Origin of the sequence: Janthinobacterium kumbetense, assembly GCF_023703445.1 — a bacterium.
Classification (GTDB): Bacteria; Pseudomonadota; Gammaproteobacteria; order Burkholderiales; family Burkholderiaceae_D; genus Janthinobacterium; species Janthinobacterium kumbetense.
This window is the reverse complement of record NZ_JAMQGR010000004.1, coordinates 387,517-412,416: the sequence shown is the minus strand read 5'-3', so window position 1 is coordinate 412,416 and position 24,900 is coordinate 387,517. Positions and strand designations below refer to the sequence as shown.

28 protein-coding genes are annotated in these 24,900 nt (G+C 63.5%); 15 read left to right on the top strand and 13 right to left on the bottom strand.

The window, feature by feature from the left end:
• Positions 1 to 10 precede the first annotated feature (10 nt).
• Positions 11 to 838, top strand: coding sequence for an IclR family transcriptional regulator domain-containing protein (locus NCG91_RS15505; protein WP_251350313.1), 828 nt, complete (start codon positions 11 to 13; stop codon positions 836 to 838).
• Between the two features lie 17 nt (positions 839 to 855).
• On the opposite strand, the gene NCG91_RS15500 is transcribed toward NCG91_RS15505, so the two are convergent.
• Genes NCG91_RS15500 through NCG91_RS15485 form a run of 4 tightly spaced genes read right to left on the bottom strand, consistent with a single transcriptional unit; the run spans position 856 to position 2,986 of the window.
• The gene (locus NCG91_RS15500; RefSeq protein ID WP_251350312.1) at positions 856 to 1,713 is read right to left on the bottom strand and encodes a ChaN family lipoprotein; all 858 of its coding nucleotides are present in this window, start codon (positions 1,711 to 1,713) and stop codon (positions 856 to 858) included.
• Positions 1,714 to 1,758: 45 nt separating this feature from the next.
• A complete protein-coding gene (locus NCG91_RS15495; protein WP_251350311.1) occupies positions 1,759 to 2,190 on the bottom strand; it encodes a YeeE/YedE family protein in 432 nt (143 codons plus the stop codon).
• An 8-nt stretch (positions 2,191 to 2,198) separates the two neighbouring features.
• Positions 2,199 to 2,624, bottom strand: coding sequence for a YeeE/YedE family protein (locus tag NCG91_RS15490; protein WP_251350310.1), 426 nt, complete (start codon positions 2,622 to 2,624; stop codon positions 2,199 to 2,201).
• Between the two features lie 8 nt (positions 2,625 to 2,632).
• Positions 2,633 to 2,986, bottom strand: a complete 354-nt coding sequence (locus tag NCG91_RS15485) for an ArsR/SmtB family transcription factor (protein ID WP_035822023.1) — start codon at positions 2,984 to 2,986, stop codon at positions 2,633 to 2,635.
• A gap of 332 nt (positions 2,987 to 3,318) precedes the next feature.
• Here NCG91_RS15485 and NCG91_RS15480 point away from each other — a divergent pair, with 332 nt between their 5' ends.
• Entirely contained in the window at positions 3,319 to 3,720 is a 402-nt protein-coding gene (locus NCG91_RS15480; RefSeq protein ID WP_251350309.1) for a hypothetical protein, read from the top strand.
• Positions 3,721 to 3,816: 96 nt separating this feature from the next.
• On the opposite strand, the gene NCG91_RS15475 is transcribed toward NCG91_RS15480, so the two are convergent.
• The 4 genes from NCG91_RS15475 to NCG91_RS15460 are packed head-to-tail and all read right to left on the bottom strand — an operon-like array spanning position 3,817 to position 6,574.
• The gene (locus NCG91_RS15475; RefSeq protein WP_099666566.1) at positions 3,817 to 3,996 is read right to left on the bottom strand and encodes a hypothetical protein; all 180 of its coding nucleotides are present in this window, start codon (positions 3,994 to 3,996) and stop codon (positions 3,817 to 3,819) included.
• Positions 3,993 to 4,394, bottom strand: coding sequence for a DUF3224 domain-containing protein (locus NCG91_RS15470; RefSeq protein WP_251350308.1), 402 nt, complete (start codon positions 4,392 to 4,394; stop codon positions 3,993 to 3,995). The genes NCG91_RS15475 and NCG91_RS15470 overlap by 4 nt, the downstream gene beginning before the upstream one ends.
• Positions 4,394 to 4,981 carry a DUF1697 domain-containing protein gene (locus NCG91_RS15465; RefSeq protein WP_099666564.1) on the bottom strand — a complete coding sequence of 196 codons (588 nt, stop codon included), beginning with the start codon at positions 4,979 to 4,981 and terminating at the stop codon, positions 4,394 to 4,396. The genes NCG91_RS15470 and NCG91_RS15465 overlap by 1 nt, the downstream gene beginning before the upstream one ends.
• 15 nt (positions 4,982 to 4,996) lie before the next feature.
• Positions 4,997 to 6,574, bottom strand: coding sequence for a sensor histidine kinase (locus tag NCG91_RS15460; protein WP_099666563.1), 1,578 nt, complete (start codon positions 6,572 to 6,574; stop codon positions 4,997 to 4,999).
• Positions 6,575 to 6,775: 201 nt separating this feature from the next.
• Between NCG91_RS15460 and NCG91_RS15455 the strand changes: the two genes are divergently transcribed.
• Together NCG91_RS15455 and NCG91_RS15450 are read left to right on the top strand one after the other, a co-directional pair.
• On the top strand, positions 6,776 to 7,114 hold the full coding sequence (locus tag NCG91_RS15455) for a hypothetical protein (protein ID WP_070257435.1): 339 nt from the start codon (positions 6,776 to 6,778) through the stop codon (positions 7,112 to 7,114).
• Positions 7,111 to 7,956 carry an HDOD domain-containing protein gene (locus tag NCG91_RS15450; protein ID WP_251350307.1) on the top strand — a complete coding sequence of 282 codons (846 nt, stop codon included), beginning with the start codon at positions 7,111 to 7,113 and terminating at the stop codon, positions 7,954 to 7,956. The genes NCG91_RS15455 and NCG91_RS15450 overlap by 4 nt, the downstream gene beginning before the upstream one ends.
• Positions 7,957 to 8,092: 136 nt before the next feature.
• On the opposite strand, the gene NCG91_RS15445 is transcribed toward NCG91_RS15450, so the two are convergent.
• The gene (locus NCG91_RS15445) at positions 8,093 to 8,419 is read right to left on the bottom strand and encodes a hypothetical protein (protein ID WP_034746769.1); all 327 of its coding nucleotides are present in this window, start codon (positions 8,417 to 8,419) and stop codon (positions 8,093 to 8,095) included.
• A gap of 686 nt (positions 8,420 to 9,105) precedes the next feature.
• Here NCG91_RS15445 and miaB point away from each other — a divergent pair.
• The 11 genes from miaB to NCG91_RS15390 all read left to right on the top strand — a co-directional run bounded on the left by miaB (position 9,106) and on the right by NCG91_RS15390 (position 20,521).
• Entirely contained in the window at positions 9,106 to 10,473 is a 1,368-nt protein-coding gene (gene miaB / locus NCG91_RS15440; protein ID WP_251350306.1) for a tRNA (N6-isopentenyl adenosine(37)-C2)-methylthiotransferase MiaB, read from the top strand.
• A complete protein-coding gene (locus NCG91_RS15435; protein WP_099666560.1) occupies positions 10,470 to 11,534 on the top strand; it encodes a PhoH family protein in 1,065 nt (354 codons plus the stop codon). Before miaB ends, NCG91_RS15435 begins: the two co-directional genes overlap by 4 nt.
• The gene (gene ybeY / locus NCG91_RS15430) at positions 11,518 to 11,982 is read left to right on the top strand and encodes an rRNA maturation RNase YbeY (protein WP_251350305.1); all 465 of its coding nucleotides are present in this window, start codon (positions 11,518 to 11,520) and stop codon (positions 11,980 to 11,982) included. The genes NCG91_RS15435 and ybeY overlap by 17 nt, the downstream gene beginning before the upstream one ends.
• 4 nt (positions 11,983 to 11,986) lie before the next feature.
• On the top strand, positions 11,987 to 12,409 hold the full coding sequence (locus NCG91_RS15425) for a DUF4259 domain-containing protein (RefSeq protein ID WP_099666558.1): 423 nt from the start codon (positions 11,987 to 11,989) through the stop codon (positions 12,407 to 12,409).
• A gap of 117 nt (positions 12,410 to 12,526) precedes the next feature.
• Positions 12,527 to 13,405, top strand: coding sequence for a CorC family transporter (locus NCG91_RS15420; protein ID WP_071075558.1), 879 nt, complete (start codon positions 12,527 to 12,529; stop codon positions 13,403 to 13,405).
• Between the two features lie 16 nt (positions 13,406 to 13,421).
• Positions 13,422 to 15,002 (top strand): apolipoprotein N-acyltransferase, encoded by a 1,581-nt coding sequence (gene lnt / locus NCG91_RS15415; RefSeq protein WP_251350304.1) that lies wholly within the window; start codon positions 13,422 to 13,424, stop codon positions 15,000 to 15,002.
• A 147-nt stretch (positions 15,003 to 15,149) separates the two neighbouring features.
• The gene (glyQ, locus tag NCG91_RS15410) at positions 15,150 to 16,067 is read left to right on the top strand and encodes a glycine--tRNA ligase subunit alpha (protein ID WP_251350303.1); all 918 of its coding nucleotides are present in this window, start codon (positions 15,150 to 15,152) and stop codon (positions 16,065 to 16,067) included.
• 39 nt (positions 16,068 to 16,106) lie between these two features.
• A complete protein-coding gene (gene glyS, locus NCG91_RS15405) occupies positions 16,107 to 18,209 on the top strand; it encodes a glycine--tRNA ligase subunit beta (RefSeq protein WP_251350302.1) in 2,103 nt (700 codons plus the stop codon).
• Positions 18,209 to 18,796 carry a D-glycero-beta-D-manno-heptose 1,7-bisphosphate 7-phosphatase gene (gmhB, locus tag NCG91_RS15400; RefSeq protein ID WP_072455078.1) on the top strand — a complete coding sequence of 196 codons (588 nt, stop codon included), beginning with the start codon at positions 18,209 to 18,211 and terminating at the stop codon, positions 18,794 to 18,796. The genes glyS and gmhB overlap by 1 nt, the downstream gene beginning before the upstream one ends.
• A 16-nt stretch (positions 18,797 to 18,812) precedes the next feature.
• Positions 18,813 to 19,553: a lysophospholipid acyltransferase family protein gene (locus NCG91_RS15395; protein WP_034746739.1), complete on the top strand. Its 741-nt coding sequence runs from the start codon at positions 18,813 to 18,815 to the stop codon at positions 19,551 to 19,553.
• Positions 19,554 to 19,597: 44 nt separating this feature from the next.
• The gene (locus tag NCG91_RS15390; RefSeq protein ID WP_251350301.1) at positions 19,598 to 20,521 is read left to right on the top strand and encodes a M48 family metallopeptidase; all 924 of its coding nucleotides are present in this window, start codon (positions 19,598 to 19,600) and stop codon (positions 20,519 to 20,521) included.
• Here NCG91_RS15390 and waaA read toward each other — a convergent pair.
• The 4 genes from waaA to NCG91_RS15370 all read right to left on the bottom strand — a co-directional run bounded on the left by waaA (position 20,518) and on the right by NCG91_RS15370 (position 24,623).
• A complete protein-coding gene (gene waaA, locus NCG91_RS15385; RefSeq protein WP_251350300.1) occupies positions 20,518 to 21,795 on the bottom strand; it encodes a lipid IV(A) 3-deoxy-D-manno-octulosonic acid transferase in 1,278 nt (425 codons plus the stop codon). The genes NCG91_RS15390 and waaA overlap by 4 nt on opposite strands.
• An 18-nt stretch (positions 21,796 to 21,813) precedes the next feature.
• Positions 21,814 to 22,836 (bottom strand): lipopolysaccharide heptosyltransferase I, encoded by a 1,023-nt coding sequence (gene waaC / locus NCG91_RS15380; protein WP_251350299.1) that lies wholly within the window; start codon positions 22,834 to 22,836, stop codon positions 21,814 to 21,816.
• A 4-nt stretch (positions 22,837 to 22,840) separates the two neighbouring features.
• Positions 22,841 to 24,223, bottom strand: coding sequence for a phosphomannomutase/phosphoglucomutase (locus tag NCG91_RS15375; protein WP_251350298.1), 1,383 nt, complete (start codon positions 24,221 to 24,223; stop codon positions 22,841 to 22,843).
• Positions 24,224 to 24,314: 91 nt separating this feature from the next.
• Positions 24,315 to 24,623, bottom strand: coding sequence for an H-NS histone family protein (locus NCG91_RS15370; RefSeq protein WP_099666551.1), 309 nt, complete (start codon positions 24,621 to 24,623; stop codon positions 24,315 to 24,317).
• Between the last annotated feature and the right edge of the window lie 277 nt (positions 24,624 to 24,900).

Genomic DNA, 24,900 nt, shown 5'->3' with positions numbered 1-24,900 from the left:
TGGAATCGCCATGACCGCACGCAGCAGCACGCCCCTTTCCGCCGAAGAAACCCTCGATGCCGACGGCGCGCCGCGTCCTGGCGACAGCTATGTGCAATCGTTCGCGCGGGGCCTGGCCGTGCTGCGCAGTTTTGGCGCGGACGCGCCGCAACAGACCCTGAGCGAAGTGGCCGAGCGGGCGCAGCTGACGCGCGCGGGCGCGCGGCGCATCCTGCACACCTTGTTGCATCTTGGCTACGTGGAAGCGGATGGACGGCTGTTCCGCCTGACGCCGAAGGTGCTCGACCTCGGCTATGCCTATTTGTCGTCGCTGCCCGTGTGGACGCAGGCGCAGCCGCTGCTGGAAGAATTGATGCAGACCTTGCGCCAGTCGTGCTCGGCCACCGTGCTCGACGGCGACGACATCGTGTATGTGGTGCGCCTGTCCGCGCACCGCACCATGTCGATCAACCTGGGCATCGGCAGCCGCCTGCCCGCCTACTGCACCTCGATGGGACGGGTTTTGCTGGCGGGCCTGGCGCCCGAGGTGCTGCGCGAACGGCTGTCGAAGATGGCGCTGCTGAAAATCACGCCGGCGACCAAGGTCGATATCGACGTCTTGATGGAAGAGATTGCGCAAGTGCGGCGCCAGGGCTGGTGCCTGGTGCAGGAAGAGCTGGAACAGGGCTTGATCGCCCTCGCCGCGCCCGTGTTCGACCGGGCCGGCAAGGTGGTGGCGGCGATCAACGTCAGCGGCCAGACGGCGGGACCGTCCGTGGCGCACCTGCTGGAACACAGCTTGCCGAAACTGCTCGACACGGCAAGCCGGGTCAGCGCCCTGGTGCGGGTGCAGCAGTAGCGCTTATTGCTTGAACCTTATTTCTTGAATTTGGCGCACGGGTCCGGGCGCGGTTGCGCGGGCATCGTTTGCGTCAGGTCAAACGTGCCCTTGTAGCCGCTGCCGCCCTGCTCCAGGTAACCGATGCTGCGCACGTTCAGTTGCGGATCGGCCAGCTTCAGCCAGCGGGGCACGCCGATATCCTTGCGCACGTGGTCGTTGCCGGCGATCAACACCACGTCGCGCGGCGCCTGGTCGCGGATCAGCTTGGCCATCCAGATATCGCGCGCCACCTGGGCGTTGACGACACCTTTGATCATCATGTCGGGCAGCATATTGCAGCGGGCTGCCTGGACTTCCTTCTCTTGCCCGTCCAGGATGTCCGCCGGCACGGGCGCGGCCAGGTACGTGGCCACCATGGCGGGCGGCATGGCCCACTGGATGCCATCGCGCACGATGCGCGAGGCATCGGCGGGCGACAGGTTGCCGGCGACCAGGCTCAGCTGGTAGCTGATGACGAGGTCCAGCACGGGCCGGTACAAGCTCCAGTCCCAGCGCGGCTGTTCCATCACGCGGATGATGCAGTCGGGGTCGGCGCAATCGCGCGCGGCGCGCGTCAGCAAGGCCTGGTTTTCGCGGTCGAACTGTTCCATGACAATCACGGGACGCCAGCCGGTCGCCAGGCGGCGACGCAATTCCTCGACGCGCAGGCGCTGGCCTTGCGCATTGTCATGGACTTCGCCCAGCAGCAACACTTGCGGATTGGGCAAGGTGTCGGCCACGGGCACGGGAGCGGGCGGAGCCTCTTTCTTCAGCAAGCTGCCGCAGGCGGCCAGCGCCAGCACGCTGCACAATAGGGCGGCGCGCGCGCCGGCGCGGAAAATCACGGTTTTCATGTCAGGCGGGTATCTTCAAGTGGCGATGCGCCAGATTGTACCGTCTCAGGCCGGCGCCGGCAGCTTGCGGCGCTCCAGCACTTCAAAGAGAAGCATGCCGGCCAGCATGGCGCCGGTAAACAGCCACGCCTTCGGCTGGCCCGCCAGCAGGGAGACGAGGGCGGGGCCGGGACAGAAACCGGCGATGCCCCAGCCCGCGCCAAAGGCCAGGCTGCCCAGCAGCAGGCGCCGGTCGATGCGCCGCGATACTGGCAATTGCATGGGTTCGCCCAGCAGTGCCGTGCTGCGCCGCCGCGCCAGCCAGAAGGCGGGCAGGGCCACGCCGATGGCGCCGCCCATCACCAGCGCCAGCGACGGGTCCCAGGCGCCGGCCAGGTCGAGGAAGCCGAGCACCTTGGCCGGGTTGCCCATGCCGGAAACGATCAGGCCCAGGCCAAAGACGAGGCCGCTCAACAGAGAAAGGATCAGCTTGCTCATAAGCTTGCTCACAGATGGCGCAACAGATAGACGGTGAGGAAACCGGCCGCCATGAAGGCGATGGTGGCCGCCAGCGAACGGGGAGACAGGCGCGACAGGCCGCACACGCCGTGGCCGCTGGTGCAGCCGGCGCCATAGCGCACGCCCACGCCCACCAGCAAACCCGCCACGATCAGGGCGGGCGTGCCAGCGTCGATCCGCACGGGCGGCAAGGCTTGCCACAGCGAATACAGCAAGGGCGTGCCGACCAGGCCGGCAAGAAAGGCGATGCGCCAGGCCAGGTCGCCACGACGCGGCCGCAGCAAGCCGCCGAGGATGCCGCTGATGCCGGCGATGCGGCCATTGAACAAGATCAGCAGGGCCGCAGCCAGGCCGATCAGCATGCCGCCGGCCAGCGAGGCCCAAGGCGTGAAATGCTGCCAGTCGATGTGCATGGAAATACTCAGTCCGCTTCGTCGTTGAACGTGGGGCGCGGCGCGCAAAATTGCGCGTACAGCACTTGCAGCACGGCCAGCACGGGCGCGCTGGCGACGCGGTAATAGATCTGCTTGCCGTCGCGCCGCGTGGCCACCAGCATCTCTTCGCGCAGCACGCCCAGTTGCTGCGACAGGGTCGGCTGGCCGATGCCCACTTTTTGTTCGAGGTCGCTGACACAATGCTCGCCCTGCGATAGCTGGCACAGCAGCATCAATCGGTCGGCATTGCCCATGGCCTTGAGCAGCGAGCTGGCCTTGTAGGCCGAGCCACGCATGGCGTCGAGGTTGTATTCGGCGTGTTGTGTTGCGACTGTCTCCATCGTGCCCTCCCACAGGCGGTCATATTGATCATCATGCGATAAACAATATACTAATCAATATACTGTTTTCCTGCTGGCGATTCGCACAAAAAAACAACAGTGTTTTTCGGCGATAGCGTGCTCATGCGAAGTGTGCGGCAGCGATAGCCATCACGCTATCAAAATGATAAATATTCGTAATTTAAAGTAAATAAGCGTAGCAAAATTGCCACGATTTGTGCTGTAATAAGACCTCTTCAGAAAAATCGTGATACGCCCCCGTACAGGCGCATTGTCCGTCCAGGCGCAGGCCGGTTTTCGACCGCACCGCACGGTGAACCAGGGAGTCAAAGATGAAGTTACTTCAGCCGCTAGGCATGGCCATGCTGGCGCTGTCGGCGTGCGCCGGCAGTGCGGCGGCCAGCACCCCGCCCACGACACACGCCCAGGTCGTGAGCGACGACAGTCTCGGTTTCACCAGCACTGCCGACAATCCCGGCTGGGACACACCGGACTTGCCGTATGCGCGCCTGCTGGCGCAGGGCACCATGCTCAACGCGGCCCCGCGCTGGAGCAGCACCGGTGCGCGCCACGGCGCACTGCCTCCGTCCGCAGCCGCCACGGCCCCGCCCGTGCAGCAAACGAACGTGCCGCCGCCCGTGCCCGAAGCGAGCATGGTCTCGATGTTGCTGGTGGGGCTGGGCTTGCTGGCCTTTAGCATGCACGGTGAAAAACAGGAAAAATTCGATAGCTGACCCTATTCCGGCAGCCGATGCCGCTGCCTTAAAAAAAATTCCGCCTTGCGCGGAATTTTTTTGCCTGCCGTGCCTGGGTTGATGCTCACTTGATGCTCACTTGTCCAGCAAGCGGCAAACCCGTTCGATATTGCCCACAGGAATGCCCGACTTCAGGGCGCGCGCGATGCAGGCCGCCTTGTCCGTGCCCGAGGCGGAAATGAGCACGAAGGCCGTGCCCAGGACGCTGACGGCGACCAGCAATATCAGCACGCCCTTGACGATCTCCCAGTTCACGGCGCGTCAGCAATCTCATACGTGAAAGCATAATAATGCTTGCCCTCTTCGATGCGGATGGCCAGGCTGCCCGACAGGCCTTGCAATTGCTCCGTCCCCGTATCGGGCACCACCGTCACCGACAAGGCTGGCGCGCCGCGCGTCATCGTGCCGCTGTGCTGCAAATAAAAACTGCCGTGACGCCCGTCCAGCGTGCCTTCCACCCGCTCCAGCGCCACATAGCCTGCCGAGCCGGCCACGCTGGCGCGCGCGCTGAGCATCTCGCCCCGCGCACTGGCGTCGAGGGCGCCGTGGTAGCGCTTGGCTAGCGACAGGCGTCCCAGCCCCGATTGCGCGGCCGTGTCCGACAAGGTTTCCGGGGTGATGATGACGTCGAATGTACCGCGAATGGTAGGCATCAGTACTCCTTGGAAAATGAAGAGGTGGCGGCCGCCTCCGGCCCGTTCAGCAGCACATGCAATTTTTGCATGGTGGCCCAGTTGCGCGAGGTGACGCCATCGCCGAGCAGCACGCCCAGCGCCGCCACCACCTTGCTGGCCAACACGCCATCGGGACACCAGGCATACGCGGCCCAGCGCCCCAGGACCAGCGCTTCCGGCTGCCACGGCCGCTGCGCCAGGGGCGCCAGGCGTTGCATGTCGGCCGGATTGTTCAGCACCAAGGTCAGCAGACGGGCAGCATCGGCCGCCGGCGCCAGGGTGTTTTGTTCGATCAGTTCGGCAAACTGGCTGGCCGACAGCACCGTCACCCGGGCCGCCACGCCCAGTTTCAGCACCAGCGCTTCCTCGATGCGGGCAGCGGCGTCGGCCGGCGCGACCTTGCCCCCGTCATACACGACGTTGCCACTGTTGAGCACGGTACGCACCTGCGCAAAACCCAGGTCGCCCAGCAGCTTGCGCAGGTCGGCCATGGCCACGCGCTTGGCGCGGCCGACATTGATCCCGCGCAAAAGCGCCACTTGCTGACTATTTTCCATCTGTGCCATGTGTTGTCTCCTTGCCTATGCCTGGCCGGCCGGAACGCTGGCGGCGCCTTCCGGCAATGGCGTCACCTTGGGCAGGCGCAGCAGGAACGTCGCGCCCTGCCCCAAGGTGCTGCTGACCGTGATGGTGCCGCCAAACTGCTTGGCAATCAAGTTGAATACGATATTCAAGCCCAGGCCCGTGCCGCCCTGTCCGCGCCGCGTGGTGACAAACGGGTCGAACACGCGGTCGAGCATGTCGGGCGCGATGCCGCGGCCATTGTCGCGCACCTGCATGGCGATCCAGTCGTTGTCGCCGTGCACGCCGATATGGATGTGGCCGTCCGTGTCCGCATCGAAGGCGTGCTCGACGCAGTTCAGGACCAGGTTGGTCAGCACCTGCGCCAGCGCGCCCGGATAGCTGTCGAGCATGATGCCGGGCGGGCAATCGATATCGATGCGGATGCGCGTCTTTTTCAGGGTCGGCTGCAGGCTCGAGATGACTTCGCCGATATAGTCGCGCAATTCGAACAAACGGCGCGCTTCGCTGACCTGGTCGACGGCGATCTGCTTGAAGCTGTGGATCAGGTGCGCGGCGCGGTAGGCATTGTTCATGATCAGGCGCGCGCTTTCGCCGGCCGTTTCCAGGTAGCGCACGATATCGGTCTTCTTCACGCTGCCGCCCGCCACCGCCGCGCTGATGCCATCGGTGGCTTCCTTCAGCACCGAGGCGCTGGTCAGCGCGATGCCGACCGGGGTGTTGATTTCATGCGCCACGCCCGCCACCAGGCTGCCCAGCGAGGCCAGGCGTTCCGACTGCAGCAACGATTCCTGCGCGCGGCGCAATTCGTCCATGGCCTGCGCCGTCTCCTGCTGCGAGCGGCGCGCCATGTCTTCCGCCTCGCGGCTGCCCTCGATGATGGACTTGAGCTTGCGCTGCACGGCATTGAAGCCGCGGATCACGTCGCCCAGCTCGTCGCGCCGGTTTTCCGGCAGCTCTTCGACGTCATCGCTGCCGCGCGTGGCCAGGTCGAACAAGCCGTCGCGCAACTGTTTCAAGGGGCCGAAGACGATGCGCAGGCTCAGCGCCAGGGCGCCCACCAAAATGATGTCAAGTAGCAACACTTCCAGCACCTTGCGCCGCACTTCGCCGCGCAGGGCCGCATCGATCTGGGCACGGCTGAAATTGACGATGACCTTGCCGACGATCACCGGCTTGCCGCCCGTGGCCGCGGCCACGGCGTCGCGGAACACCAGCGGCGCCTCGACGGGCGTGCCGCCCATGGCCACGTCGGAGGTCAAAGGCACCAAGGTGCCGGCCGCGTCGCGCACTTCGCCCGCGAACAGGCCGACGGAGGCATCGTAGACGCGGATGCCGACCAGTTCCGGCGGCAGCATTTCGGCCGCGACGATGCTGTCGACCTTGGATTTATCGAGGTCCCACAGGGCGGACGGCAAGCTGGTCTGCAAGCGCGTCAGCACGCCGCTGCGCAGGCGCGCGCTGCCCGATTCGAGTTCCTTGCTCAAGGTATATTGGGTATAGCTACCCGAAATGCCCAGCACCAGGGTGACGATCACGACAAAAAGCAGGGTCAGCCGGACTTGGATACTCACCATCAATCAACACTCCCCGGGCCAAGCCGCCAGCCCGCGGCGCGGGCGCAGTGACGTCAACGGACAACAGCCTGAATCAAATGTACGGTATGACATGCTTATTGGCAAGATTTACAGCAATGCCGTTTTCCACCAGGCCTTGATACAGGTTGAGACATTGCGTCATGGCAATGGTAATATCCCGCAATCATCTAAGGAGTCGTCATGGCGGTCATGCATCAACATCTACCCCTGGAACAAGTTCGTCCTGGCATGGTCTTGTCGGATGTCTTGCTCGATGCGCATGGACAAGTGCTGTTGCCGCAAGGCGCGGTATTGACGGAAAACATGCTGGCCCTGATGCCGCGCCACAACATCGACATGCTGCCGATCCAGGCGCCGCCCCCCTCGCCGGAAGAAATCGCCGCGCAACAGGCGGCCGACAGCGAACGGCTGGCCTACCTGTTCCGCAAGCATGACCCGGAGGATCCCCTGGACGCGGCCACCACCTTGCTGCGCAGCTATGTCACGGCTTACCGCCTGGGCACGGGAGAGGCCGCATGAGCACCCAGCTGACGCTCGACGACATCGTCGCCCACCTCGATGACTTGCCTTCGCTGCCCGCCGTCGTCATGGAACTATTGAACAGCATCGACCAGGAAGACGTCGATATTTCCGTGCTGGCCAAAAAAGTGTCGTACGACCAGGCGCTGACGGCGAAAACCCTGCGCCTGGCCAACTCATCGCAATATGGCTTGCAGGTGAAAGCCACCACCATCCAGCAGGCGATCACTTACCTGGGCTTCCAGACCACGCGCAGCCTGATCACGTCGGCGGCCATCACGGGTTGCTTCCCGGAAGGACGCTGCCCCGGTTTCGACGACAAGGCCTTCTGGCGCCATTCGGTGGCGACGGCCGCCTGCGCCAAGGTGCTGGCGCGGCAAATCCGCTTCAACCAGGATTACGCGTTCACGGCCGGCTTGCTGCACAACATCGGCCGCCTGGTGCTGGTCAGCAGTTTCCCCGCGCACTATGCGCAAGTCATCGCGCACCAGGCGGCGCACGATTGCAGCCTGCTCGAAGCGGAGCAAACCGTACTGGGCGTGGATCACGTGCAAGCCGGCGTGGCGCTGGCCGAACACTGGAATTTTTCCGACACGATGCGCCTGGCGCTGGGCAACTATCTGCAGCCGGACACGCCGGGAGCAGGCTTCCTCGCGTCGCTGATCCACGTGGCCAATGCCGTCGTCTGCGCGCTCGACCTGGCGCAGGCGGGCGACGACATGGTGCCGCGCGTCTCGCCGGTGGCCTGGGATGCGCTGGGCCTGGGCGAAGACACGTATCTGCAGCTGTTCCGCGAGACGGAACTGCGCTACGACGAAATCACCTCGGCACTGCTGAGCTAAACATGGCCGCAAACGCAAACGGCTCTCGCTGCGAAGCGAAAGCCGTCAAGGGTACTGCGGTGTGTCCATGCTGCCCGGTCCACGCCAGTGCCGCCAGCAGCTACGCAAGCGGCACAGTCAGCGCGCCACCGCCGCATCAGTGCGCGTAATTCGATTCTTGCGCATCGCCGCGGTCTTCCGCTTTTGGACGGCCCTGGGCGTCGGACAGACGATACTTGGTGCGGCGGTCGCCCATCAAGTCGCGCAGGTCACGGATGCTCATGCCCGTCACTTCGTGCATGCGGATCAGCAGCGAGGCGCCGACCGGCAAGCGGTGATGGCGGATCTTGCTGATGACGGGTGGCGCCACTTCGAGCAGACGCGACAGGGCTGCATCGTTTTTCAGCTGCATCTTGCTCAGCAGAATATCCAGCAGGTGGTTCGGGTTGTAACTCTCTTGCGATGCTAATGCATGATGTGCCATGATTTTTCCTCGTCTGGTGAATGTAGAAAATAATGCCGATACGAACTTAAGGCTGGCTTAGAGTGTTCAAATAAACGTCTGTCATCGGATTCAGCCCTCCCCCGCCCTTCCTCCGTATCGCACTGCCTGCACAGGACTCGCACAGCCACGCCCAGCCAACGTACGCAATTTGCCGCGTGAGTAAAAGCACGTGCAATTCACTGAAATGAATTGCATATAAGGCAATATACTAGCCCAAACACGCGGCATCTGCGCCTCGCGCAAACTTCCTGATTGTTAAATATCAATCAAGCTGCTGGTTGGCTTGGCAACGATGCTATTTCAACACATTAGGATGCCAGCGGGCGCACACAAGGCTTTGCAGCAACTTGTTACAAATCAATGGTGTCACACGGCAATAAATGCTTTTGAGCATCACGACGCAGGGCCACATATACAAGCGACAACCTTGTCGGCAAGGTAAGCACAACATGGCCCGCCCCGGCGATTTACGCTAAACTATGGCCTGAACTTGCAGCGAGCCTGCCGCCGGGCAGCCAGAGGCGCCCGGCCGGTCATCCACCGCCTCCCGCCCCAAGCGGCGCACAGCGCAAGCCCCCTGCCCAGCTTATTTGCAGCCACACTGATTTGCTCCATTATTTGTCCCACTTATTTGCCGCCACATTTACCGATAAGCACCCGACGCCATGCAGAAAAAAGTATTCATTAAAACCTTCGGCTGCCAGATGAACGAGTACGACTCGGACAAGATGGCCGACGTGCTGGGCGCCTCCGATGGCCTGGTGCGCACCGACACGCCGGAAGATGCCGATGTGATCCTGCTCAATACCTGCTCCGTGCGCGAAAAGGCGCAGGAAAAAGTGTTTTCCGACCTGGGCCGCCTGCGCGAGCTGAAACTGGCCAAGCCGCACCTGCTGATCGGCGTGGGCGGCTGCGTGGCGTCGCAGGAAGGCGACGCCATCGTCAAGCGCGCGCCGTATGTCGACATGGTCTTCGGCCCGCAAACGCTGCACCGCCTGCCGCAGATGATCGAACTGCGCCGCGCCAGCGGCGATGCGCAAGTGGACATCAGCTTCCCGGAAATCGAAAAATTCGACCACATGCCGCCGGCCAAGGTGGAAGGCGCCTCGGCGTTCGTTTCCATCATGGAAGGCTGCAGCAAATATTGCAGCTACTGCGTCGTGCCCTACACGCGCGGCGAGGAAGTGTCGCGCCGCTTCGAGGACGTGCTGACGGAAGTGGCGGGCCTGGCCGCCCAGGGCGTCAAGGAAATCACCCTGCTGGGCCAGAACGTGAACGCCTACCGTGGCGCGATGGAAGGCGGCGAGATCGCCGACTTCGCCCTGCTGCTCGAATACGTGGCCGACATCCCCGGCATCGCTCGCATGCGCTTCGTCACCAGCCACCCGAAGGAATTCACGCAGCGCCTGATCGATGCCTATGCGAAGATCCCGCAGCTGGTCGACCACCTGTATTTGCCCGCGCAGCACGGTTCCGACAAGGTGCTGGGCGCCATGAAGCGCGGCTACACGGGCCTCGAATACAAGTCCATCATCCGCCGCATCCGCGCCGTGCGCCCGAACATGGCCATTTCGTCCGACTTCATCGTCGGTTTCCCCGGCGAGACCCAGGCCGACTTCGACGCCATGATGAAGCTGATCGCCGACGTGGGCTTCGACAACAGCTACAGCTTCATCTTCAGCAAGCGCCCCGGCACGCCGGCCGCCAGCCTGGAAGACGACACGCCGCATGACGTCAAACTGGCTCGCTTGCAACAGTTGCAGGCGGCCATCGACGCCAACACGCGCAAATACAGCCTGGCCATGGTCGGCACCGTGCAAACCATCCTCGTCGAAGGCCGTTCGAAAAAGGATACGATAGATCGCGAACTGCAAGGCCGCACGGAAAACAACCGCGTGGTCAATTTCGACGCCGGCCCCGACGGTTTGCAACTGATCGGCCAGCTGGTCGACGTGCGCATCACCGAAAGCCATTCCTACACCCTGCGCGGCGAACTCGTCGCCAGCGCACCCGCATTGAAAAGAGCCAGTTGAAAACCAAAGCCCCGATACAGCCGCATTACTTCATCCCCGAGCCGCTCGACAACACGCGCCTGGCGCACCTGTGCGGCCCCCTCGATGAAAACCTGCGCCAGATTTCCGCCGCCCTCGACGTGACGATCTTCCGCCGCGGCGAGAAATTCATCGTCGGCGGCAGCAATGCCGAACGCGCCGTGGAAATCCTCGAACAGTTCTACGCCATCGCCAACAAGGTCGTGCCGCTGGAAGAAGTGCAGCTGGCCCTGGTGGAACAGCGTGCGGGCCTGTCCGCCGCCTCGGAACACCACGCCAACGCACCCGTCAGCACCTTCGTCGAGCCGGATATCGCCAGCCCCGTGCTGAAAACGCGGCGCGCCGACCTGCGCGGGCGCACGCCGCACCAGATCGCCTACCTGCGCGACATCCTCGAACACGACATCAGCTTCGGCGTCGGCCCGGCAGGCACGGGTAAGACCTACCTGGCCGTCGCCTGCGCCGTCGACGCGCTCGAACGCGACGCCGTCAAGCGCATCATTCTGACGCGCCCCGCCGTCGAAGCGGGCGAACGCCTGGGCTTCCTGCCGGGCGACCTGGCGCAAAAGGTCGACCCGTATCTGCGTCCCCTCTACGATGCGCTGTATGATTTGCTGGGCTTTGACCGCACGCAAAAACTGTTTGAAAAACAGGTGATCGAGATCGCCCCGCTGGCCTACATGCGCGGACGCACCCTGAACCACGCCTTCGTCATCCTTGACGAGGCGCAAAACACCACCGTCGAACAGATGAAGATGTTTTTGACGCGCATCGGCTTCGGCAGCAAGGCCGTGGTGACGGGCGACGTCACGCAAGTCGACCTGCACAAGAGCCAGACGAGCGGCCTGATCGACGCCGTGCACGTATTGAAAGATGTGCGCGGCATCGGCTTCACGCAATTTAACAGCACCGACGTGGTGCGCCATCCACTCGTCGCGCGCATCGTCGACGCCTATGAAACGGCGCAGGCGGCCAACGCCGACGCCGCCCAGTTACTCCCCTTGTTGAAACCAGCTGCCGCCAAAAATGTCCGAAAAAAATAAACTGTCCCTGTCCGTGCAATACCCGGACGCCCGCCTGGAAACCCTGATCACGCGCCCGAAAGTGCGCCGCTGGGTCAAGGCGGCCCTGTTCGCCCCCGCCGAATTCACCATCCGCTTCGTCGACGCGGAAGAAGGCCGTACCTTGAACCGCGATTACCGCGAAAAGGACTACGCCACCAACGTGCTGACGTTCGCCTACAACGAAGGCGAAGAATTAAGCGACGACGAGCCGACGCGCGCCGACATCATCCTGTGCACCGACGTGCTGGAAAAGGAAGCGGCGGAGCAGAAGAAAAGCGTGGAAGAGCACACGGCCCATCTGATCGTGCACGGCGTGCTGCATGCGCAAGGCTACGACCACATGGATGACGAAGAAGCCACCGAAATGGAGGGTCTGGAAACGGAAATCCTCGCAAAACTTGGCATTACCGATCCGTACAAGGAGTAAGACCATGGGAACCTGGGCCACTGACGCCTTCGGCAACGACTACGCCATGGATTGGGCACAGGACTTGCACGAATATAAAACCCTGGAACTGGTCGAGACGACGCTCGACAACGTCATCGACAGCCAGGAAGCGGAACTGGAAGCGCCGTTCGCCGCCGAAGCGCTGGCCGCGCTGGAAGTGATCGCGCGCCTCCTGGGCAAGCCGGGCGAGGACGATCCGGCCACGGCGGAAGTGGACGAGTGGGTGGCCGCCTGCAAGAAAAAGGTGACGCCGCCGCTGCTGGACAAGGCGCGCCTGGCCTTCGAGCGCATCACGGCCGAGTCGTCGGAACTGCGCCAGTTGTGGCAGGACAGCGAGCATTTCGCCGACTGGCAAGCCGACGTGGCGGCCCTGCGCGCGCGCGTGCTGGGCCCGGACGCCGCGTAAAACATCGGGCAACGGCGCACTTCGACGTATTAAATTTGCATCAAAAGCGGGGAAATCCGGTATTCCCCCACTTTTGGTGTATCCTATATCCCTTCGCAACAACGGCTCACGCCTCCTATGCCCGAGCACCCTAGTGGCGTCAGAACTGACGTCAAGCCCCACCGGTCACTGTTTGAACGCCTGACCGCACTCATTTCCCCCGAGCCAGAGAACCGTGCAGAATTGCTCGATGTTCTACACGATGCGCATGAACGCAAGCTGATCGACGCCGACGCCCTGTCGATGATCGAAGGCGTGTTTCAGGTATCGGATCTCTGTGCGCGCGACATCATGATTCCCCGCTCGCAAATGGATGTCATCGACATCAGCAAGCCGATCGAGGAATGGATGCCGGAAGTCCTGTCCACCGCCCACTCGCGCTTCCCCGCGATCGAAGGCGAGCGCGACAAGGTCATCGGCATCCTGCTGGCGAAAGACTTGCTGCGTTATTACGCAGAAGAAACTTTCGACGTCCGCGACATGCTGCGCCCCGCCATCTTCATCCCCGAATCGAAACGCCTGAATGTGCTGCTGCGCGATTTCCGCGCCAACCACAATCACATGGCCATCGTCGTCGATGAATACAGCGGCGTCGCCGGCCTGATCACCATCGAAGACGTGCTGGAACAGATCGTCGGCGATATCGAGGACGAATACGACTTCGACGAAGCCGAGGACAACATCCTGTCGCTGAAGGAAGGCCAGTTCGGCCCCCGCTGGCGCGTCAAGGCGCTGACCGAGATCGAACAATTCAACGAAGAAGTGGGCAGCCACCTGGTGGACGACGACGTCGACACCATCGGCGGCCTCGTGTCGAAGTACCTGGGCCGCATGGCGCACAAGGGAGATATCTTCGACCTGGGCAATTTGCGCTTCGAGGTGCTGCGCGCCGATGCGCGCCAGGTGCACGTGCTGCTCGTCGAGCGCCTGCCCAACGTACCGGAACTGGAACTCTGACATGCGCGTCCTGTAAATGCGTTTCAGACGCGCCGACCCCAACGCCCCCGCCAAACCGCCCCGCAGCACCTGGGCGCGCATGCTGACTGCCGCCATCGCCGGCGCCGTCGCCGTGCTGGCGTTCGCCCCTTTCAGCTACTGGCCGCTGCAAATCCTCAGCCTGGGCGTGCTGTTCTACCAGGTGCTGCGTTCGTCCAGCGTCAAGGGCGGCGCGCTGATCGGCTGGGCCTACGGCTTCGGCTGGTGCGCGGCCGGCACGCACTGGCTGTACATCTCCATGCACCGCTATGGCGACATGGCCGCGCCGATCGCCGCCGTCGCCGTGGCCCTGCTGGCCCTCCTGATGGCCATCTACGTGGCCCTGGCCATGGGCGCGGCCGCCTGGCTGCGCCAGCGCTGGGTGCTGTCCCTGCCCGCCATGACCCTGCTGGTGCTGCCCGCGACCTGGACCCTGTTCGAATGGACGCGCGGCTGGCTGTTTACGGGTTTTCCGTGGCTGGCCACCGGTTACGCCCACAACGCCAGCCCGCTGGCCGGCTTTGCCCCCATCGTCGGCGCCTATGGCCTGGGCTGGCTGGCGGCGCTGTCGGCCGGCGCCCTGCTCTTGCTCACGCACCGCACGCGCTGGTTCGCGCTGGGCGGCGTGATCGCGCTGTACGCGGCCGGCATCGGCTTGCAATATGTGGCGTGGACGCACCCGGTCGGACGCCCGATCACGGTGCGCCTGCTGCAGGGCAATGTGCCGCAGCAGCAGAAATTCGACCCCGGCTTCGTGCTGGGCGCCCTGCAGATGTACCAGGGCGCCATCACCAGCGCGCCGGCCGACCTGATCGCCACGCCGGAAACGGCCGTCACCGTGCTGCCGCACCAGCTGCCGCCCGGCTATCTGGATAACCTGGCGACGTATGCGCGGCAGACGGGCAGCTCGATTTTGGTCGGCATGCCCGTGCTCGACGAGCAGCAGCGCTTTTACAATGCGGCCGTGGGGATCACGCCCAACGGCACGCCGGGACCGTACTACCAGTACCGCAAGCACCACCTGGTGCCGTTCGGCGAATTCGTGCCGCCCGGCCTGCACTGGTTTGTCGCCATGATGGCCATCCCGCTGGGCGACATGGGCCGCGGCGCCGAGGTGCAAGCGCCTTTGGCCGTGCGCGACCAGCTGGTGCTGCCGAATATCTGCTACGAAGACCTGTTTGGCGAGGAAATCGCCGGCCAGCTGGCCAGCGCCCACCGCAGCGGCAAGCAGTCGGCATCCGTGCTGCTGAATATCTCGAACCTGGCCTGGTTTGGCGATTCGATCGCCATCCCGCAGCATCTGCAGATCTCGCAGATGCGCAGCCTGGAAACGGGCCGCCCCATGCTGCGCTCGACGAATACGGGCGCCACCGCCGTCATCGACGGCAAGGGCGTGGTGCAAAGCCTGCTGCCGCCGGAACAGCAAGCCACCCTGGCGGCCAAGGTGCAAGGCATGGGCGGCATGACGCCATACATTCTTTACGGCAACAAACTGGTACTGGCCCTGGCCGCGCTGGCCCTGCTGACGGCCTTCCTGCTGTCGCGCGCCGCCCGCCGTGGCCGCGCCGCGCAGCAATAAGCGGCCGATATTGCCCGAAGAGTCACAGTGGGCCCGTAAAAACCGCTAAAATTAGCAAAACCCCGGCCCGGACGCGCTTCCAAGCATGTGTCCGGGCTTCAAGCAAACCTTAACAAAGCGCAGCCTCCCGCGCGGCGAACTCATACGATGCTCACATTTCAACAAATTATCCTGACCTTGCAAACCTATTGGGACAAGCAAGGTTGCGCCCTGCTCCAGCCTTACGACATGGAAGTCGGCGCCGGCACCTTCCACACCGGCACCTTCCTGCGCGCGATCGGCCCGGAGCCTTGGCGCGCCGCGTATGTGCAGCCTTCGCGCCGCCCGAAGGATGGCCGCTATGGCGAAAATCCGAACCGCATGCAGCACTATTACCAGTATCAGGTGGTGCTCAAGCCCGCGCCGGAAAACATCCTCGACCTGTATCTGGGTTCGCTGGCCGCCCTGGGCCTGGATTTGAAGCAGAATGACGTGCGCTTCGTCGAAGACGACTGGGAAAGCCCGACCCTGGGCGCCTGGGGCCTGGGCTGGGAAGTCTGGCTGAACGGCATGGAAGTGACCCAATTTACCTACTTCCAGCAAGTGGGCGGCCTCGATTGCAAGCCCGTGCTGGGCGAAATCACCTACGGCATCGAACGCCTGGCCATGTACCTGCAAGGCGTGGAAAACGTGTATGACCTGGTGTGGACCGAGTGGGAAGAGAACGGGGTCACGAAAAATCTGACCTATGGCGACGTCTTCCACCAGAACGAAGTGGAACAATCGACCTACAACTTCGAGCACGCGAATACGGACCTGCTGTTCGAACAGTTCGGCAACTACGAAGCGGAAGCGAAGCGCCTGATCGAGCTGCAACTGACCCTGCCCGCCTACGAAAAGATCATGAAGGCTTCGCACAGCTTCAATATGTTAGATGCGCGTGGCGCCATCTCGGTGACGGAACGCGCCGCCTACATCGGCCGCGTGCGCACCCTGTCGCGCCTGGTGGCGCAAGCGTATTACGACTCGCGCGAGCGCCTCGGTTTCCCGATGCTGCCCGCAGCAGACCAACCCGCCGCCGCTTGATCGCCTAGCTCATACACCGCCGTACCAGACAAGAACACCATGAACCAAACACTGCTCATCGAACTGCTGACCGAAGAACTGCCGCCGAAAGCGCTGGCCAAACTGGGCGCCGCCTTCACGGCCGGCATCGTCAACGGCCTGAAGGCGCGCGACTTCCTGGAAGCCGACAGCGTCGCCACCAGCTACGCCTCGCCGCGCCGCCTGGCCGTCTCCATCACCAACGTGCGTGAAGTCTCGCCCGATAAATCGATCCGCGAAAAAGTCTTGCCCGTCTCCGTGGCGCTGGACGCGAACGGCAACGGCACCCCGCCGCTGGCCAAGAAACTGGCCGCGCTGGGCTTCCCCGACCTGACGGTGGCCGAGCTGGAACGCGCCGCCGACGGCAAGGCTGAAAGCTTCTTCTACACCTACACGGCGCCCGGCAGCCAGCTCGCCACGGGCGCGCAAGCTGCCCTGGCCGAGTCGGCCGCCAAGCTGCCGATTCCAAAGCTGATGAGCTATCAGCGCCCGGACGGCAGCACCGTGCAATTCGTGCGTCCGGCCCACAGCCTGATCGCCCTGCACGGCATCAATATCCTGCCGTTGACCCTGCTGGGTTTGACGGCCGGCCGCACCACCCTGGGCCACCGCTTCCTCACCGACGGCGAACCGATCACCATCGCGCACGCGGAAAACTATGCGCCGTCGCTGATTCTCAACGCCAGCGTCATCGCCAGCAACGAGGAACGCAAGGAGCGCATCCGCGCCCAGTTGCTGGACAAGGCCGGTGCCGACCAGGTGCTGATGCCCGAAGCGCTGCTCGATGAAGTCACGGCCCTGGTCGAATGGCCGGTCGTGTATGAGTGCCACTTCGAGGAAGAATTCCTGGCCGTGCCGCAGGAATGCCTGATCCTCACCATGCAGACGAACCAGAAATACTTCGCATTGACGGACAGCGAAGGCAAGCTGCGCTCGCGCTTCCTGATCGTCTCGAACATCGAGACGGACACGCCAGAGCACATCATCGGCGGCAACGAGCGCGTCGTGCGCCCGCGCCTGTCCGACGCCAAGTTCTTCTTCGAGCAAGACAAGAAGAAAACCCTGGCATCGCGCCTGCCGCTGCTGGCCAATGTCGTCTACCACAACAAGCTGGGCACGCAAGCTGCGCGCACAGAGCGCGTCAAGTCGCTGGCCGGCGCCATCGCCGCCAAGCTGCAATATGACGTCGCCCTGGCCGAACGCGGCGCCCTGCTGGCCAAGGCCGATTTGCTGACCGACATGGTGGGCGAATTCCCCGAGCTGCAAGGCATCATGGGCACGTACTACGCGCGCCATGATGGCGAACCGGAAGAAGTGGCGCTGGCCGCCTCCGAACACTACCAGCCGCGCTTTGCCGGCGACAGCCTGCCATCGACCGCCACCGGCACCGCCGTGGCGCTGGCCGACAAGCTCGAAACCCTGGTCGGCATCTGGGCCATCGGCCTGGCGCCGACGGGCGACAAGGACCCGTTCGCGCTGCGCCGCCATGCCCTGGGCGTGCTGCGCATGCTGCTGGAAAAACGCCTGCCTTTGTCGATCCAGGGCTTGCTGGCCGATGCCGCCGCGCAGTTCGCAGCCGTTCCCGGCTTCAAGGACCCGGTCGCGGACGTCACCACCTTCATGCTGGATCGCCTGCGCGGCATCCTGCGCGAGCGCGGTTTCTCGCCGAATGAAATCGAAGCCGTCGTGGCGCAGAATCCGGACCGCCTGGACGACATCGTGCAGCGCCTGGAAGCCGTGCAGGCGTTTGCCGCCCTGCCGGAAAGCGCCTCGCTGGCCGCCGCCAACAAGCGCATCACGAACATCCTGAAAAAGAACGAAGAAGCCGTGAGCCAGGTCGCCGCCGGCGGCGTCAACGTGGCGCTGCTGCAGGACGAGGCGGAGAAAAAACTGGCCGCCGCCGTCTCGCGCGTGCAGCCGGAAGTCGACGCGGCCTTCGCCAAGGGCGACTTCACCAGCACCCTGCAAACGCTGGCGCAGCTGCGCGACGATGTCGATGGCTTCTTCAACGACGTGATGGTGATGGCCGAGGATGTCGCCCTGCGCAACAACCGCCTGGCCTTGCTGTCGTCGCTGCACGGCATGATGAACCGCGTCGCCGACATTTCGAAGCTGGCGGCATAATGGGCACGCCGGCGCTGAAACTGATTATTCTCGACCGCGACGGCGTCATTAATCATGACTCGCCGGACTTCATCAAGTCGCCTGCCGAATGGCTGCCGATACCCGGTTCGCTCGAAGCGATCGCCCGCCTGAACCAGGCAGGCTATCGCGTCGTCATCGCCTCGAACCAGTCGGGCATCGCGCGCGAATATTTCGACATGACGGTCTTGAACGCGATCCACCAGAAGATGCACACATTGGCGCAGCAGGTGGGCGCCGATATCGACGCCATCTTCTTTTGCCCGCATGCGGGCGCGGACAATTGCGACTGCCGCAAGCCGAAGCCCGGCATGTTCCATGAAATTTCGCAGCGCTACAACACCAGCCTGAAAGGCGTGCCCACGGTCGGCGATTCGCTGCGCGACCTGCAGGCAGGCTTCATCAGCGGCTGCGTGCCCTACCTGGTCCTGACGGGCAAGGGCGAGAAGACCAATGAAACGGGCGGCCTGCCGCCTGGCACCCAGGTCTTCCCCGACCTGGCCGCCGTCGTCAGCCACCTGCTCAAGGCGCCAGCGACACCGGCGCCCACAGTGGCATTCAGTATCTAATCTTCGGAGAACCGCATTGCGTAATATTTCCCTGTTCCTGCGATCCCTGCTGTTCATGATCATCATGATCGTGGCCACCATCGTCTGGGCCTGCGTGTGCTTTTTTGCCGCGCCATTGAGCTACAACAAGCGCTATTGGGTCACCTCGCGCTGGAACGTGTTTATCCTGTGGTGTGCCAAGGTCATTTGCGGCATCCGCTATGAAGTCAAGGGCGCAGAGAACTTCCCCGATGCGCCGGCCATCGTGCTCTCGAAGCACCAGTCGGCCTGGGAAACCATCTTTTTGCTTCCCAGCCTGCCACGCCCGCTCGTATATGTGTTCAAGAAGGAGATTTTGTACATCCCCTTCTTCGGCTGGGCCATGGCGCTGCTGCGCATGATCCCCATCGACCGCAAGCAGGGCAAGCATGCGTTCAAGAGCGTCGTCGCACATGGCAAGCGCCGCCTGGCAGATGGCCAATGGATTATCATGTTCCCTGAAGGTACCCGCATTCCCGTGGGCCAGGCGGGCAAGTACAAGAGCGGCGGCACGCGTTTGGCTATCGCCACGGGCGCCGTGGTGGTGCCGATTGCGCATAATTCAGGCGAGTGCTGGCCCAAGCAGTCATTCCTCAAACGCCCGGGACTGATCACCGTCTCGATAGGCAAACCGATTTCGCCGGAAGGGCAAACCCCGGACAGCATGATGCAACAGGTGGAAAATTGGATAGAATCAGAAATGCGCGTCATTTCGCCTCACGCCTACAACGCTGGCTAGACGGCATCAGCGCGGTCATCCAGGAGCCGACACTGCGCCAGCAGATGAAGACCATCAGGGTCGGCGACCAGCAACTGGATTTGTTCGCGCATGACGTCTCGACCAGCACGCCCCCGGCGGTGCGCCCCACGGCACCGCCAGCGCCGCCCGTGGCGCCACCGCTAGTGGCACCCGCGCCCCCCATCGCTCGTCCTGCCCCGCCTCCCCTGCCTTCCCCGCCACGCACCGCCGATGGCCCGCCACTGCGCCAGCTGCAACTGGGCAGCCACCTCGTCGAATTTGCCCTGCGCCGTTCCACGCGCCGTTCCATCGGCTTCATGATCGACGATAACGGCTTGCGCGTCACGGCGCCCAAGCGCGTCACCCTGGCCGAAATCGACAACGCCATCCGCGCCAAGCAAGGCTGGATCGTCTCGAAACTGCTGGAACGGGGCGAGCGCAAGGTGCAGCGCCAGCAGCGCCCGCCCGTGGCATGGATCGACGGCGCCGTGCTGCCCTACCTCGGTGGCGACATCACCTTGCGGTTGCACCAGGCACCGCGCCACCGCGCCAGCTTCCAGCGCGAGACGAATGAGCTGCACGTTTGGGTCACGCCCACGGGCAGCGAACAGCAGTTGAAGGAAAAAGTGAAGGGATGGTTCCAGCACGAAGCGCGCCAGCTGTTCGAGGCGCGCCTGGACGTGTATGCGGACAAGCTGGGCGTGCAGTACGATTCACTGTCGCTATCATCGGCCGGCACGCGCTGGGGCAGCTGCACCATCGAGCGCAAGATCCGCCTGAACTGGCGCCTGATCCATTTCGCCCTGCCGCTGATCGACTACGTGGTGGCGCACGAACTGTCGCATCTGCTGGAAATGAACCACAGCCCCCGCTTCTGGGCCACCGTGGAATCGATTTATCCCGATTACGATGGCGCCAAGCAGGCGCTCAGAAAACGCTCGCAGGAATTACCAGTCCTGTTCAATTAAGCTGGCAGCAAAGGCTGGATCGCAGCGATCGTGCGCGGCGTGGCGCCCCGGTGCTGGCTGGCAAACGCCAGCGCTTTTTCTCCCATGGCCGCCAGGCGCGCGGGATCCTGCAGCAGGGCCGCCGCCTGCGCCATCAGCGCGTCGGCGTCCGCCACCAGCGCGGCACCGCCGGCGGCAATCGCCTGTTCGGTCACCAGCGCAAAATTGAAGGTGTGGGGGCCGATCAGCACGGGCTTGCCCAGGGCCGCCGGCTCGATCAGGTTTTGCCCGCCCAGCGGCAGCAGGCTGCCGCCCACGAAAGCGCAATCGCAGGCCGCGTAATACGCAAACATCTCGCCCATCGAGTCGCCCAGCAGCACCTGCGTGCCCGCAGCCACGATGCCATCCTGGCCCAGACCGGACCTGCGCTGCACGGCCAAGCCCTGCGCCGCGATGAGTTTTTCCACCTCGTCAAAGCGCTGCGGATGACGCGGCACGATCAACAGCAGTGCATTCGCGGGCAGGCTGGCGCGGGTATAAGCATCGAGGATCAGCTGCTCTTCCCCTTCGCGCGTGCTGGCGCACAGCAGCACGGGACGTGTGCCGATGGCGCCGCGCAGCCAGGCGCCTGTCGCCAGCGCCGTTTCGGGCACGACGACGTCGAACTTGATGCTGCCCGTGACCACCACGTCCTGCACGCCCAGCTGACGCACCCGATCGGCATCGTCCTGCGTCTGCGCCGCCACCAGGGTGATGCCGCGCGCCGCATCGGCAATCAATTTGCCCAGGCGCTGCGCCTTGCCCAGCGATCGCTGCGACAGGCGCGCATTGGCCAGCACCACGGGTACTTTGTAGCGATTGCATTGGTGGATCAGGTTTGGCCACACTTCCGTCTCCATCAGGATGCAGATACGCGGCGCGAAATGGCGGATGAAACGGGCCGGCATGGCGCCCGTGTCATACGGCAGGTAGCGTTGCACGAGGCGCGTCCCGTGTTTCGCGAACAGGGCCTTGCCCGTGGCGCGCCCCGTCGGCGTCATGTGCGTGAGGACGATGCGGCATGCGGGCCATGCGGCCAGCAGCGCATCGATCAGCGGTTCGGCCGCGCGCGTCTCACCGACGGAGACGGCGTGCAGCCAGATGGTGTCGGTAGCGGATGTCGGCCGGCGTCCATAAAAGCCCAGACGCTCGCCCCAATGCTGGCGGTAGCCGGGTTCCTGGCGTCCGCGCAGCCACAGCCGCGCCAGCACCAGGGGCAAGGCCAGCCACCAGGCAAGGGTATAAAGAAGTCGCATATTTGTTTGATGTTAAAGTCAGGCGGGAGGGTGGTCGGCCAGCAGGCGCCGCGCCGCGGCCAGCACTTCCGGCACGCCGGGCGGCGCGCCTTTGTCGCCCAGGTTGATGATTCTCGGCGACCAGTTGCCTTCCGTTTTCCACAGCGGCGAATCGGCATAGATTTCCACCGTCGGACGCACAAAGGCGGCGGCGATATGCGTCAGGCCCGTGTCGACGCCGATCACCAGCGCCGCATGGCGCGCCAGCAGGGTGGCGTCGTCCATCGACAGCTTTGGCAGCAGGCGCGCGTTGGGCAGGCTGGCCGCCAGTTGTTCGGCTTCCGCCTTTTCCTTGGGCGAACCCCAGGGCAGCAAAATCGGCATGGGCGCGAGCGCGTGGCCCAGGGCGATCCAGTTCTCCGGCGCCCATTTCTTGGCGTCGCGCGCCGTGCCGTGGAAATACACGCAGTAGGGCGCCTCGCCCATCCAGTCCGGACGCGCTTCGCTGGCCGATACGTCCGGCAAGCCGAAATCGGCCGGCGTGTCGACCGTATAGCCGAGTGCCGCGCCGGCCACCAGGCGGCCGCGCGCTACCGCATGCGTACGCGGGTCGAGCGGAATGCTTTTCGTATGAAAAATGCGCGAGATGCCTTCGTAGCCGGAGCCTTCGCTGCCATTGGCCAGGCCGACTTTCTGTCCACCCGGCGCCAGGCGCGCGGCACCCATGATGATGCCCGTCTTGAGCAAGCCCTGGGTATCGAACACATAATCGTAGCGCGTCTGCCGCAGGCTGCGGAAAAAGGCAGCGATTTCCGCACGCGTTTCTTTCTTGCCCAGGCTCTTGCGCCAGCGCCGCAGCGCGAACGGGAAGATGGTACCCACGCGCTGGTTCAGGCGCACCAGGCTGACGTAACCCTCTTCGACCACCCAGTCGATGGTCGCATCCGGATAATGGCGGGCGATGTCCGCTACCATCGGCAGGTTATGCAGCACGTCGCCCAGCGAGGACACCCTCACCAGCAGGATTTTCAAGGGCGCCTGTGCGCCAGCTTGGCCGGCCATGCTGTCAGAACGGCAGCACAGCGTCTGGCTTGGCGGCCAGGATCACGCTTTTGAACTGTCCCTGGATGCGCGCCAGCGCTGCCGGCGTTTCCGCTTCGAAGCGCATGACGATCACCGGCGTGGTGTTCGACGAGCGGGCCAGGCCGAAGCCATCCGCGTATTCCACGCGCAAGCCGTCGATGGTGATGATCTGCTCATTGCCAGGGAAGACGGCGTCGCGGCGCAGCATGTCCATCAGCGCGACATTCTCGCCTTCCTTCAGCTCCAGGTGCAGTTCGGGCGTGCTGTCGGACTGCGGCAGGGAGTTCAGCAAGGCCGATGGATCGGCTTCGCGCGTGAGGATTTCCAGCAGGCGCGCAGCCGAATACAGGCCATCGTCGAAACCGTACCAGCGGTCCTTGAAGAAGATATGGCCGCTCATTTCGCCACCCAGCGGCGCACCCGTTTCGCGCAGCTTGGCTTTCACCAGCGAGTGGCCCGTCTTGTACATCAGCGGCACGCCGCCATGCTTGGTGATGTAAGGCGCCAGGTGGCGCGTGCACTTCACGTCATACAGAATCTGCGCGCCCGGATGGCGGGTCAGCACGTCGGCGGCGAACAGCATCATCTGGCGGTCGGGGTAGATGATCTGGCCATCCTTGGTGACCACGCCCAGGCGGTCGCCATCGCCATCGAAGGCGATGCCGATTTCCGCATCCGTCTCGGCCAGGCAGCGGATCAGGTCTTGCAGGTTTTCCGGATGCGCCGGATCCGGATGGTGATTCGGGAAATTGCCATCGACTTCACAGAACAGTTCGATGACCTCGCAGCCCATGCCGCGGAACAGGTCGCCCGCAAATGCGCCGGCCACGCCATTGCCGCAATCGACGGCGATCTTGATCGGGCGCGCCAGCTTGACGTCGCCCAGGATGCGCTCCAGGTAGGCGGCGCGGATATCATGCGTGGCATAGCTGCCTGGCGTGCTGCTGGCGCGGCCGTCGTGCGCGACGATGCTGTGGTACAGCGCCTGGATCGCTTCGCCGTGGATCGCTTCGCCGGCCAATACCATCTTGAAACCGTTGTAGTCGGGCGGATTGTGGCTGCCCGTGACCATGATGCCGGAACGCGTGTCGAGCACATTCGTGCCGAAGTAGACCATCGGCGTGGCCACCACGCCCAGGTCGATCACGTCGACGCCTGCCGCTTGCAAGCCCTGCGCCAGCGCCGCCGTCAATTCCGGCCCAGACAGGCGGCCATCGCGGCCGATCACGACCCGCTGCTCGCCCTTGGCCAGGGCGGCCTGGCCAAATGCCTGACCGATCTTGTGGGCCACGCTGGCATCGAGGGTTTTAGCGATGATGCCGCGAATATCGTAGGCCTTGAAGATCGTTCTGGACAATGGAAGCATGGTGTGGGCGGTATAAAGAGGGTCAAATAGGGTGCCTGGCAAGGTGCAGCGCGGGGCTGACAGCTTGCTACTGCGCCAAGAGTATACCGAATTATACGCGCAGCAGATCGATCGACTTGCCCGATTCCACCCATTGCCTGACCCACAGCGGCTGGCGGCCACGGCCTGTCCATTGCTCGGTCGCATTGTCAGGATGGCGGTAACGCACCGCGACTTTGCCCGTGCGCGGGTGCAAGCCGTCGAGTATCAGCTGTTTCAGCGGAATGCCCGCCTGCTGCGCGATGGCCATGATCTGTTCGCGCGCCTTGTTCAAGTCTTCGCGCTCGCGGCCGTTCAATTCCTGCTTGACATTATCTTCCAGCTTGCGCAATTCCAGCATCGTCATCGTTGACAGATCCATCCGGTATATCCTTTACATTAATTTAGATAATAAAATCACGTGGAATATACTACATTGCATAAACATCTGCGCAGCGTTGCATAATCCATCGCCTATTGAATCACCGCCATCGGCTTATTTATCTGCTCCATATTAAGATTCAATGAAAAATATCCCGAAAGTACGCGTAGAAAATAAATAAACATGGATGAGTGGTATTCCGGCAGCCTGCGCAGGCCGCTTGCAAGATCAGCGTGGCGCGGCTATCCATTCCGATAAACGCGCTGGCGGATGATTA

Bases quoted from the DNA above. Each gene is read 5' to 3' on its own strand.
- waaA (WP_251350300.1), bottom strand. From the start codon at position 21,795: ATGCGACTTCTTTATACCCTTGCCTGGTGGCTGGCCTTGCCCCTGGTG.
- NCG91_RS15480 (WP_251350309.1), top strand. From the start codon at position 3,319: ATGAAGTTACTTCAGCCGCTAGGCATGGCCATGCTGGCGCTGTCGGCG.
- waaC (WP_251350299.1), bottom strand. From the start codon at position 22,836: ATGGCCGGCCAAGCTGGCGCACAGGCGCCCTTGAAAATCCTGCTGGTG.
- NCG91_RS15375 (WP_251350298.1), bottom strand. From the start codon at position 24,223: ATGCTTCCATTGTCCAGAACGATCTTCAAGGCCTACGATATTCGCGGC.
- NCG91_RS15390 (WP_251350301.1), top strand. From the start codon at position 19,598: ATGAAGACCATCAGGGTCGGCGACCAGCAACTGGATTTGTTCGCGCAT.
- NCG91_RS15370 (WP_099666551.1), bottom strand. From the start codon at position 24,623: ATGGATCTGTCAACGATGACGATGCTGGAATTGCGCAAGCTGGAAGAT.
- NCG91_RS15495 (WP_251350311.1), bottom strand. From the start codon at position 2,190: ATGAGCAAGCTGATCCTTTCTCTGTTGAGCGGCCTCGTCTTTGGCCTG.
- NCG91_RS15455 (WP_070257435.1), top strand. From the start codon at position 6,776: ATGGCGGTCATGCATCAACATCTACCCCTGGAACAAGTTCGTCCTGGC.
- NCG91_RS15465 (WP_099666564.1), bottom strand. From the start codon at position 4,981: ATGGCACAGATGGAAAATAGTCAGCAAGTGGCGCTTTTGCGCGGGATC.
- NCG91_RS15445 (WP_034746769.1), bottom strand. From the start codon at position 8,419: ATGGCACATCATGCATTAGCATCGCAAGAGAGTTACAACCCGAACCAC.
- NCG91_RS15470 (WP_251350308.1), bottom strand. From the start codon at position 4,394: ATGCCTACCATTCGCGGTACATTCGACGTCATCATCACCCCGGAAACC.
- ybeY (WP_251350305.1), top strand. From the start codon at position 11,518: ATGTCCGAAAAAAATAAACTGTCCCTGTCCGTGCAATACCCGGACGCC.
- lnt (WP_251350304.1), top strand. From the start codon at position 13,422: ATGCGTTTCAGACGCGCCGACCCCAACGCCCCCGCCAAACCGCCCCGC.
- gmhB (WP_072455078.1), top strand. From the start codon at position 18,209: ATGGGCACGCCGGCGCTGAAACTGATTATTCTCGACCGCGACGGCGTC.
- NCG91_RS15425 (WP_099666558.1), top strand. From the start codon at position 11,987: ATGGGAACCTGGGCCACTGACGCCTTCGGCAACGACTACGCCATGGAT.
- NCG91_RS15420 (WP_071075558.1), top strand. From the start codon at position 12,527: ATGCCCGAGCACCCTAGTGGCGTCAGAACTGACGTCAAGCCCCACCGG.
- NCG91_RS15505 (WP_251350313.1), top strand. From the start codon at position 11: ATGACCGCACGCAGCAGCACGCCCCTTTCCGCCGAAGAAACCCTCGAT.
- NCG91_RS15450 (WP_251350307.1), top strand. From the start codon at position 7,111: ATGAGCACCCAGCTGACGCTCGACGACATCGTCGCCCACCTCGATGAC.
- NCG91_RS15490 (WP_251350310.1), bottom strand. From the start codon at position 2,624: ATGCACATCGACTGGCAGCATTTCACGCCTTGGGCCTCGCTGGCCGGC.
- glyQ (WP_251350303.1), top strand. From the start codon at position 15,150: ATGCTCACATTTCAACAAATTATCCTGACCTTGCAAACCTATTGGGAC.
- NCG91_RS15485 (WP_035822023.1), bottom strand. From the start codon at position 2,986: ATGGAGACAGTCGCAACACAACACGCCGAATACAACCTCGACGCCATG.
- NCG91_RS15500 (WP_251350312.1), bottom strand. From the start codon at position 1,713: ATGAAAACCGTGATTTTCCGCGCCGGCGCGCGCGCCGCCCTATTGTGC.
- miaB (WP_251350306.1), top strand. From the start codon at position 9,106: ATGCAGAAAAAAGTATTCATTAAAACCTTCGGCTGCCAGATGAACGAG.
- NCG91_RS15460 (WP_099666563.1), bottom strand. From the start codon at position 6,574: ATGGTGAGTATCCAAGTCCGGCTGACCCTGCTTTTTGTCGTGATCGTC.
- glyS (WP_251350302.1), top strand. From the start codon at position 16,107: ATGAACCAAACACTGCTCATCGAACTGCTGACCGAAGAACTGCCGCCG.